Origin of the sequence: Saccharomonospora sp. NPDC046836, assembly GCF_040645195.1 — a bacterium.
In the GTDB taxonomy this organism is placed as follows: Bacteria; Actinomycetota; Actinomycetes; order Mycobacteriales; family Pseudonocardiaceae; genus Prauserella_A.
The window spans coordinates 1-8,361 of the sequence record NZ_JBEYXW010000080.1 but is presented as its reverse complement, the minus strand read 5'-3'; the positions used below and the strand labels follow the sequence as shown (position 1 = coordinate 8,361).

Genomic DNA, 8,361 nt, shown 5'->3' with positions numbered 1-8,361 from the left:
ATCGCCCCGGCGGGGGCGGCGGCAAGGAAGAGAACACCCGCGACCAGGCCGACGCACCACCAGCGCCACGACACGCCCACGACCCACCCCGCTCTTCCTCCACCTCGGCGGCGAGCAGCGCGGCCTCCGCCTCGATCGCGTCCAGCTCGGCCTCGGTCGGCTCCAGCCACGGCGCGAACGCCGTAACGGCCACCGTCAGGGTGACGATGTGCTCCATGGGTCTACCTGTCCTTTCGCGAGGAACGGCCCAGGAGCGGCCCCGAGATGCACCTCGGGGCCGCTCGCCGTTCGGGAATGTCGGTCAGCGCTTGAGCTGTTCGATGACGCGGCCGATCTCCTCGGTGCTCATCCCGGCCGCCAGCTCGCGGACCGCGTCGGCACCGCCGGTCTTGGCGGCGTGGATCGCCGCCTGGCTCTGCACGACCGTCTTGGCGCGGTCGGTGAGCTGCTGGGCGGCGTCACCGGTCGGGTGCTTCTTGCCGAACATGCGTGGCTCCCTTCCAGACACCGGACTGTCCGGGTCCCCGCCGCCGCCCACCGACCCCAGTCGAGGGGCGGGGCGGGCGATGACGGGCGCCTGTCAGTCGCAGGAGCGCTCCCGGCGGATCAGTGGTGCGCCGGGCAATGACGCGGAGGGCGTAGCCGCCGAGGTGGTCAAGCTCGCCGACGCCTTGAGCAATCGGTGAACGTGCATGGATTGGGGCCTTTCTGCTGGCCAGGGCATGTGTGAAGCACTGCAAGGGGGACCTCGTCCCCACTCTCCGGCCGTTGCTCGCGGTCACCGGGCCACCTCGCCAGTCGAGCCGTTCGGCTCTGTCGTCTGGCCTTAAGCGAGATTGCAGCGTCCCCGCCTTCTGCTCGATCGCCCTCCTCCCGCTGGCAGCGGAATAGAAGGCACTCAACTCCTATTGAGGACAAGTCCTCTTGAGGAGTTGCCAAGACTATGACCTGAGCAACAGTGGGTCGTCAAGACCTCTTGAGGACTTAAGGTGAGAGAGTCACGGCCCCGGGAGAGAGAACCGACATGGCGAAGCGCTACGAGAAGATCGCGGATGCCCTCCGCGAGGAGATCCGCAGCGGCTCACCCGCCCCAGGTGAGCGGCTGGCGGCGGAGACGGCGCTTGCGGAGAAGTACAAGGTGAGCCCGCCGACAATAAGGCAGGCGCTCGGCGTGCTCCAGGCCGAGGGCCTGGTGGAGCGCGTCCACGGGCGAGGCACCTTCGTACGCAAGGAACGCACCCGGAACCTGCGGACGAACGAGCGCCACCAGTGGGAGAAGGACCGGGCGCGGCACCCCGAGGAGAAGCGCGCGGAGACCGGGGCCACGGAGCACGACACGGGGCTGACGGTCTCGGATCTCGTGTTCGAGGCCGAGTACACCGAGACGGAGGCCGACACCGAGCTTGCCGGCGTTTTCGGCGTCGAGGTGGGCACCCGCCTTCTTGAGCGGCGCTACCGGACTCGGCATCGCTCCGAGGACGCGCCGTTCTCGCTGATCTCCTCCTACCTCGTCCACGAGGTGGTGGCCGAGAACCCGGATCTGCTGGACTCCGGTAAGGAGCCGTGGCCCGGCGGAACGCAGAACCAGCTCTACACGATCGGCATCGAACTGGGCGCTGTGGAGGAGCGCGTGACCGCGCGACCCCCCACGGTGGAGGAGGCAGAGGAACTGAACATCACGCCCGGCGTGGCGGTCCTCGTCCTCAAGAAGCTGTCCAGGTCGACGGACGGCAACGTGGTGGAGTACTCCCGCGTCGTCCTCCCGGGCGACCGCACCGAGTTGATGTTCACGACCCCACTCAGGAAGTGGTGAAAGTGATCGAAGCCAAGACCATCTCAGTCATCACGGCTGTTCACGCGCCCGGAGCGCACCACCTTCCCGAGGCGTACAAGTCCCTGCTGGCGCAGGAACTGCCCGCCGGGTGGGACTGGCAGTGGGTCATCCAGGAGGACGGGCACACCAATGAGGTCGCCCCGCACGTCCCCGACGACGAGCGCGTGTCCTTCGGGCAGGGGCGGGCCGGCCGAGCCGCCATGGCCCGGATGCTGGGCCTGGCCAGGGCTAAGGGCGAGGTGGTCAAGGTGCTGGACGCGGACGACCAGCTCACGCCCGGCACGCTCGCCCGTGACCTGAAGGCTCTGGAGCGGAACCCCGAAGTGGGCTGGGTGACGTCCCGAGTTCTTGACCTTCTCCCGGACGGGAGCACCCTCGGCTTCGAGGGCGACCCGGGTCCCGGCGTGCTGGAACGCGGCAGCGTCCTGGAGCACTGGCGGGCCCACGACTACCGCGCTCCCGTCCACCCGGCGACGCTCGCCATCCGCAAGGATCTGCTCCTCGCGCTGGGCGGCTGGATGGCACTGCCGGCGAGCGAAGACACCGGCCTGCTACTCGCGCTGAGCGCGGTCAGCCGCGGTTGGTTCAACGCTGACGTGGGCCTGCTGTACCGCAAGTGGCCCGGCCAGGTGACGGGCGCGGCATCCCACACCGACCCCGTGGAGCGAGATGCCCGTATGCAGGTCATCGACGCTCGCGCGACGGCGTTGGCCCGGAGCGGCTGGGTCTACTCCCCGTCAGCCGCCGCCTGACCCTCCCGTCGACTCTCCGGCAAGATCAGGGCGCGGGCCGAGTGGTCCGCGCCCTGGAACGCCCCCAGGACGCCGAGGTCGGCGCGAGCGCTCTCGTGGAACCGGTTGATGGCGCGGAACGCCTCCCGGTTCAACTCCCGCCACTCCTCAAGCGGCCCCTCGGTCGTCCCCCGCGCCCGCCAGTCGATCGCCTTCGTCGCGGTGTTGATGCCATGCGCCGCTTCGATCACCTGATCCTCGGCAAGCAACATCACGCGCTCGAACGCCCGACTCCGCACCCCCTCCGCCTCGGTCAGCTCCTCGGCGAGGCTGGTCCCGGACCGCTCGCTGCGGCCCAGCCCAGTGCGGGCCTCGTAGAGCATCACGGCGCTGTAGATGCAGGTGCGCACAGCGTCGATGTACTCCGCGTACGTCTCAAGCTTCCGCTCGTCCCAGCGGGTGAGCAGAAGGTGCCGCATCCGCTGTCGCTCAAGCAGATGGTTGGTGAAGTGCGTGGTCAACGCGCCCACCACCACGGCCAGGATGGTGATTGCTTGGCCGGCTACGTCCATCGTGTCCCCCATGGCAAGTTTGAGGAGGATCATACGAGGTGGCGATCCGCGTGGTAGTGGCTCGGGAAGGGCAATCCGTGAGTGAAGTGAGTGGCGAGAATAGCGCCGATGCCTTGATTGCGCACCGTCGAGAGGTCGAAGCTATCAGGCGAAGGATTGCCCATCGCCGACTGCAAGTAATTGGCCTATGGGGGACGCCGGTAGCCTTCCTCTTAATCTTGCTGTCCTGGGTAGTGGTCAAGTGGACCATCTGGCCGCACGGTGACGGCGTGCCATGGTCGGCGAACGGGACCTTTATTGCCTTTCTGGTGGTGACGGGAATTGCGTCACTGGCTCAGCTTATTGCCGAGTTCGAAATTAATTCACCATGGCTGGACAGTGGGACGTCTGTCGGCGAAATTAAGCTTGAGCTGCAACTGGCAGAGGAAAGGCGGGTGCTCGCCGCAAGGGGTATGACCCCGCCACTGCTTGATCGGCAGGCTACCTACCGGGAGCGGATGCCTGGTGAAATCTCGCGACTCCGTAAGGAGTCGCGCCATTACCGGCGTATCCATCTGTTCATGCAATGGTTGCTCTTTGTTTGCTCTGCCTCGATTACCGCCGTAACTGCATGGTACGACCCGCCGCAGCCAGGTAAGGGTGTACTGATCGGCCTGGGTTTCACGGTGAGTGCGGTAACTGCCGCTTCGGGTTATTTCAAGCCCAAGGAGCGGTCCTTTAATTTGCAGCAGACTGCCGATAGCCTGGAAAGGCACGCTACGGCAATCGAGCTTGGCATCCCCCCGTATGTCGGCTCCGGGGAAGATGAAAATCTCCGCTCGTTCGCGATTGCTGTAGAGGATATTCGTGCTGAGCAGCGTTTGAGGGAGCAGCAATTGGACCAGCCGCAGCAGGGACAAGGGGAAGTCCTCTGACGAGGGGGCCCTGGCCACCCCCGAGGTGGACGGCTGTGGGCGCCTGGCCTCAACGACCGGCCATGGGCCATGTGCGGGCCAGTTGACGCTCGGCTCGGCACCGCGCGCCGTATCCGTGCAGGTGGAAGGTGGCAAGCTGCTCATGCAGACCCCGGTCTTGAAACCCGTCACATCTGATCACCGTCCCAAGGACGTCTGGTGTGGGTGCCGCCTTCCACTGACCATGTGCGACTCCATGACTGCCGGGCCCAATTCCGGCGGCCTGTGAGAGACGGAGCAGTGGCGGCGTGCGTTGCGGCCCGCCTGCTCATAGGTCGGCGAGGACGCATCGAGCCAACGCTAGACCGATCTACACGAAGCTGCTGCAAGGCAGCCCGCGCATCGCTCTGCCCTTCTGCGGCAGCGACAGCCGCAATCGCGAACGTGGACGCTTCTCGCCTCTGACGCACAGTCGACAGCTAGCCGTTCGTGCACAACCGGCCCACACAGCCACTCCAACATGGGATACTCAGTCAGTTTCTAGCCTGATGGGGGCCGATAGGTCGTGTCGTCGATTTCTTCTGCCAACTGCCCGATGCCGCAAGCACATAAGCGCCTAATGGACTGCCACGCCCAATGGCACGCATTGCAGGATTCATACTTCGAACCAGACGTTTTTAGGCTAAATCTGAACACTTTTTTGCAAACTCACCGAAGCGTAACCAGCCTCCTGTTGAAGCACAATAAGAACCTCCCCAGATTCAATGAATGGTTCACGAATTACAACGACACCACAGCGAAACTAGAAGTGATGCGCTGGGCCGCGAGGGCACGCAATCGCATCGTTCATGAATCCGACCTAGACCTTCACAGCTATTGCCAGGTGACGTGGATCGGAGATTGGCACACCAGGAAGGAGATAAATGGGAACTTTCCCCCCCGCATGAGCGTGAGGGAGATCCTGTCCGCAGTCGAACAGTCGCACGGAATGCCCCCGTTTGGCACTATGACGATCAATAGGCGATGGGTCGATAAGGAACTGGACTCGTGGGAAATTCTAGACGCATGCGCTGCCGCATACATGCATCTCAATGAACTTCTCCGGGTCGGACACCGTGCAGCCAACAAAACAGTATGCACTCTCGACAGGTCGTACGAGGAGTGCGTGACTACGGAGCTGCCGCTCACTTCGGGATACCTGCCATGTATTCACATCGCGCAATCTGACCTCACTAGCCACTTCTCCACCCCAGATGGAAGCGCCGTATCCGCAGCTTCGGAGATTGTCGAGGCGAATGAAAAGAGAGCTGCGGAAGCGGTGCAAGGATACCAACTGCCCACGGAGTTCCCTAATGGCGATGCTATTGCCCGAGTGCCCGGCTTCATGCAGATAGCACGCAAAGTGATGGAAAAAGACGGCGCTCACGCCACGATCGCATGTCTATTCGCAGGAACAACTCTCGTAAGCACCCTAGGAATGCGGTTTGATGACCAGCGAACCAAGCGACTCGCCTTTGAATCGCTTGCTCAACTAGTAGAACGAAAACGAGCCGATGGGGTGCTTGTAATTAGCGAACTCTGGATGGGAGTACAAACAGAAATCGAGAAGAAGCTGAATACGATCCTCCTGCCTGCCCGTTATCACATAGGCAAGAAGGAAGGGCTTGTGGTTTACGCGGTAACTCGCGACGGCCGGAGATCGGAGCAACAGTGTTTCGTGGAGAGAGGGGCTAATGGCGAGACGACGTGCAGCGATCCCGTTGAGGGCGACCCCGGCGCTCTAAACATTATGGTCCCAGTCTTCAGGACATGGAAAGAGATGGAATCACGAGGGATCTAAACGACACCTCAAGAACCGAAGTACCCTTCGGATTACCAACTATCATGTGGCGGGCGCCGTGGCGCTTCCTCTTTAGGGCGAACTATTTTCATTGGCCGCGTGCTCCTGACTTTGCTGCGGAAGCCAGCTGGCCAGCTGAGATGCGCGAGTTAACGTTGCACTGGCACCCTCGATTAACCTTCTGGAAGAAAGCGTCACGTCGCCCTGCAAGAGTGCAGGTAGAAAGTTCTTACCCACGCGCTAACTAGACCACCCTTAGTTGGGGCGGTCGATTCGTGGAGTATGCTTCGTGTGTCTGCTGAGGAGTTGCCATAAGCCCGAAGACCCAGCTGTTCAATTCCGCAACGGAAGCGTTAAGCTGATCCGCAATTTGTGACGGCCTGATGCCGTCAGACCAAAGCGCACTAAAAACTTTCTGAAGGAGCATTGATGTCTCGCGCGGGGCGTCTCTGGGTTCCCCGGTCCTAAAGCCCAGCCGCCCCAGCTCGATCACGGACTGACGATACTGCCATTCGGTGATTCTTCCAAGAGCGTGTAGGCGATATGTCAAGGCCAGAGCTGACACGTTCCAGTATTTCCTCGACCTGATAATTTGATCCGTGGTCGGGCTCGCCGGAACTCTTTCCGCGATGCTGCGTCGCGGCATCAATAGGTTAGATGCAAACTCGTCAGCTTCCTTCTCAGCCGCTCGCGTCCTCACCCCGGCCTCGTCATCGCAGTGCATCATAAGATGGCCGAGTTCATGGGCAACATCAAATCGGCTACGAGCTGCAGATTTAAGCGTGTTCAGAAAAATGTACGGCCGCCCGTCTCGCCAGAATGAGAATGCATCCACCTCCACATACTCCGGAGCAAGTGAAAATACGCGCACTCCATGAGCTTCGACTAGGTGAATCGCATTTCTAATGGATTCATTCTCACCCATGCGCCATACGGAGCGAAGATACTCGACATTCAACTCCGGGCTCATCTTCCGTCCAGGAGTTGGTACATCCGGCGCCGGCAGATCAAACAAGTCGTCCAGCCAGTGACTAAACTCGACAGCTAGACGTGATTCCGACAATGCGGCATCGCGAATATATGCAGACAGTTTGCTTCGAGCGCGGAAACTGACGGACGCAGGATCGATTTCATCGATCTCTGGAGCGGAGAAAAAGGAAAGCGGGAAATCTAGAACCTCCGCGATCCTATCAAGAGTTTGCGGTGACGGCTGCTGACGATCGTGTTCGTAGTTGGAGATGCTTTGACTGCTCACGCCCACTCGGTTGCCAAGCTCAACAAGTGTCATACGTCGACGCTTACGAGCTAGTGTCAACCGAGATGGCGTGAACATCTGGCACCTTTCCTTCTAGGCCGTTAGGGCTTCCGCCTCTCGACCGAGACTTCGCTGGGTGGACCGAACCCGTCATTGGGATCACTGTCGATGAAGCCGAACTCGTCACCATCGACTGAGTACGGACTATCTGGGAGGATGCGCTCATACCAGTCCTTCACGTACCCCTTGGCGTTCAGGCGCTCGGGTAGTGAGACTTCATGCCGAATCTCTGCCTTCTTTTGATCAAAGTAGACCAACATGAGCCACAGGTTGTAGCCGGCCAGCTCGTCGGTGTGCTCTGTCACTTGGAAGGCCGAGCGGCCAAGCAGGGCGATCTGCCCAAGCGGCACATTGCGCTCCACCAGCCTCTTGGTCAGTTCGCCTTTCGGGTACCGCGAGCTGGGCTGCAACCTCCCTGCCCTCTGGCCAGTGCGCGGGCTGCCACTAGCCACCCCTAGAGCAACACGTGTACGGGAGTTGAGCATGATGGGCAGGACGCCAGCTAGGTTGACGCGACGCCAGTCGTCCTCACCGTCCAGTTGGCGGCTTAGGCTCGTAACGAGTCCGTTGTAGGCGTAGATGCCTGGAGCGATCCTGGCCGCGTGATCCTTTGAGCACAACCCACGCTCTGTGTTACTCGCCCCGAGCGCTTGTCGCAACACGTCCCCGCGGAGGCCGAGGTTGGCAACCCGCGCCTCGTAGTCAGCATGGGACCCTGCTGCTAAGGATTCGATCATTCCGCCTCCAGGGTTAGGGGATCTAGCCCTCGGATGAGGGCCGGAATCAATAAGTCAGCTTACAGGGGTGCACCGACAGTCACGGATGGAGCCGTAGAGAGTCGCCCGACTCACAGTGCCCGGCAGTGCGGACGCGGCGCGGGGCTGACAGCAATCGCAGGCCGGAGCCGCTGCGAAGGTCGGCTCACCAGGGCGGGGACGCGTGTGTCGTTCCTCGCCGACCTGATCTCGTTGTCCTGATCATTGTCCGGTTCGACTGCGTACACCGCTGTCCACCGACGTACGTACGCACCCCCGTGACCTGCTGCTCGTATGTCCAAGAACGGCCCTGTACCGCTACGCGCACAGTTGGAAAGCGTGTTGGGGGCAACCCCTCACGAGTTCGAATCTCGTATCCTCCGCCATTGCTCTCACCGGGCAATACGAAGAGGGCCCCGCT

At 61.8% G+C, this 8,361-nt stretch carries 9 protein-coding genes; 4 read left to right on the top strand and 5 right to left on the bottom strand.

What is annotated here, in order from left to right; all coding sequences use genetic code 11:
• Both ABZ863_RS34695 and ABZ863_RS34690 read right to left on the bottom strand, forming a co-directional pair.
• The coding region (locus tag ABZ863_RS34695) for a DUF6284 family protein (protein WP_358543945.1) at positions 1-217 on the bottom strand (217 nt) is incomplete at its 3' end.
• 84 nt (positions 218-301) lie between these two features.
• Complete coding sequence (locus tag ABZ863_RS34690) at positions 302-487, bottom strand: hypothetical protein (RefSeq protein WP_358543942.1); 186 nt, start codon at positions 485-487, stop codon at positions 302-304.
• A gap of 537 nt (positions 488-1,024) precedes the next feature.
• Between ABZ863_RS34690 and ABZ863_RS34685 the strand changes: the two genes are divergently transcribed.
• A complete protein-coding gene (locus tag ABZ863_RS34685; protein ID WP_358543940.1) occupies positions 1,025-1,813 on the top strand; it encodes a GntR family transcriptional regulator in 789 nt (262 codons plus the stop codon).
• Positions 1,810-2,586, top strand: coding sequence for a glycosyltransferase family 2 protein (locus ABZ863_RS34680; RefSeq protein ID WP_358543938.1), 777 nt, complete (start codon positions 1,810-1,812; stop codon positions 2,584-2,586). The genes ABZ863_RS34685 and ABZ863_RS34680 overlap by 4 nt, the downstream gene beginning before the upstream one ends.
• On the opposite strand, the gene ABZ863_RS34675 is transcribed toward ABZ863_RS34680, so the two are convergent.
• Positions 2,562-3,170 carry a hypothetical protein gene (locus tag ABZ863_RS34675; RefSeq protein ID WP_358543936.1) on the bottom strand — a complete coding sequence of 203 codons (609 nt, stop codon included), beginning with the start codon at positions 3,168-3,170 and terminating at the stop codon, positions 2,562-2,564. The genes ABZ863_RS34680 and ABZ863_RS34675 overlap by 25 nt on opposite strands.
• 5 nt (positions 3,171-3,175) lie before the next feature.
• Here ABZ863_RS34675 and ABZ863_RS34670 point away from each other — a divergent pair, with 5 nt between their 5' ends.
• Together ABZ863_RS34670 and ABZ863_RS34665 are read left to right on the top strand one after the other, a co-directional pair.
• Complete coding sequence (locus tag ABZ863_RS34670; RefSeq protein ID WP_358543934.1) at positions 3,176-4,051, top strand: SLATT domain-containing protein; 876 nt, start codon at positions 3,176-3,178, stop codon at positions 4,049-4,051.
• Positions 4,052-5,195: 1,144 nt separating this feature from the next.
• Positions 5,196-5,870: a hypothetical protein gene (locus ABZ863_RS34665; protein ID WP_358543932.1), complete on the top strand. Its 675-nt coding sequence runs from the start codon at positions 5,196-5,198 to the stop codon at positions 5,868-5,870.
• 244 nt (positions 5,871-6,114) lie between these two features.
• Here ABZ863_RS34665 and ABZ863_RS34660 read toward each other — a convergent pair whose 3' ends face one another.
• Positions 6,115-7,203: an XRE family transcriptional regulator gene (locus tag ABZ863_RS34660; protein ID WP_358543929.1), complete on the bottom strand. Its 1,089-nt coding sequence runs from the start codon at positions 7,201-7,203 to the stop codon at positions 6,115-6,117.
• A 23-nt stretch (positions 7,204-7,226) separates the two neighbouring features.
• On the bottom strand, positions 7,227-7,547 hold the full coding sequence (locus ABZ863_RS34655; protein ID WP_358543927.1) for a hypothetical protein: 321 nt from the start codon (positions 7,545-7,547) through the stop codon (positions 7,227-7,229).
• Between the last annotated feature and the right edge of the window lie 814 nt (positions 7,548-8,361).

What these genes read in the sequence shown, in the direction of transcription:
- ABZ863_RS34690 (WP_358543942.1), bottom strand. Translation starts at nt 487, where the DNA reads ATGTTCGGCAAGAAGCACCCGACCGGTGACGCCGCCCAGCAGCTCACC.
- ABZ863_RS34685 (WP_358543940.1), top strand. Translation starts at nt 1,025, where the DNA reads ATGGCGAAGCGCTACGAGAAGATCGCGGATGCCCTCCGCGAGGAGATC.
- ABZ863_RS34675 (WP_358543936.1), bottom strand. Translation starts at nt 3,170, where the DNA reads ATGATCCTCCTCAAACTTGCCATGGGGGACACGATGGACGTAGCCGGC.
- ABZ863_RS34660 (WP_358543929.1), bottom strand. Translation starts at nt 7,203, where the DNA reads ATGTTCACGCCATCTCGGTTGACACTAGCTCGTAAGCGTCGACGTATG.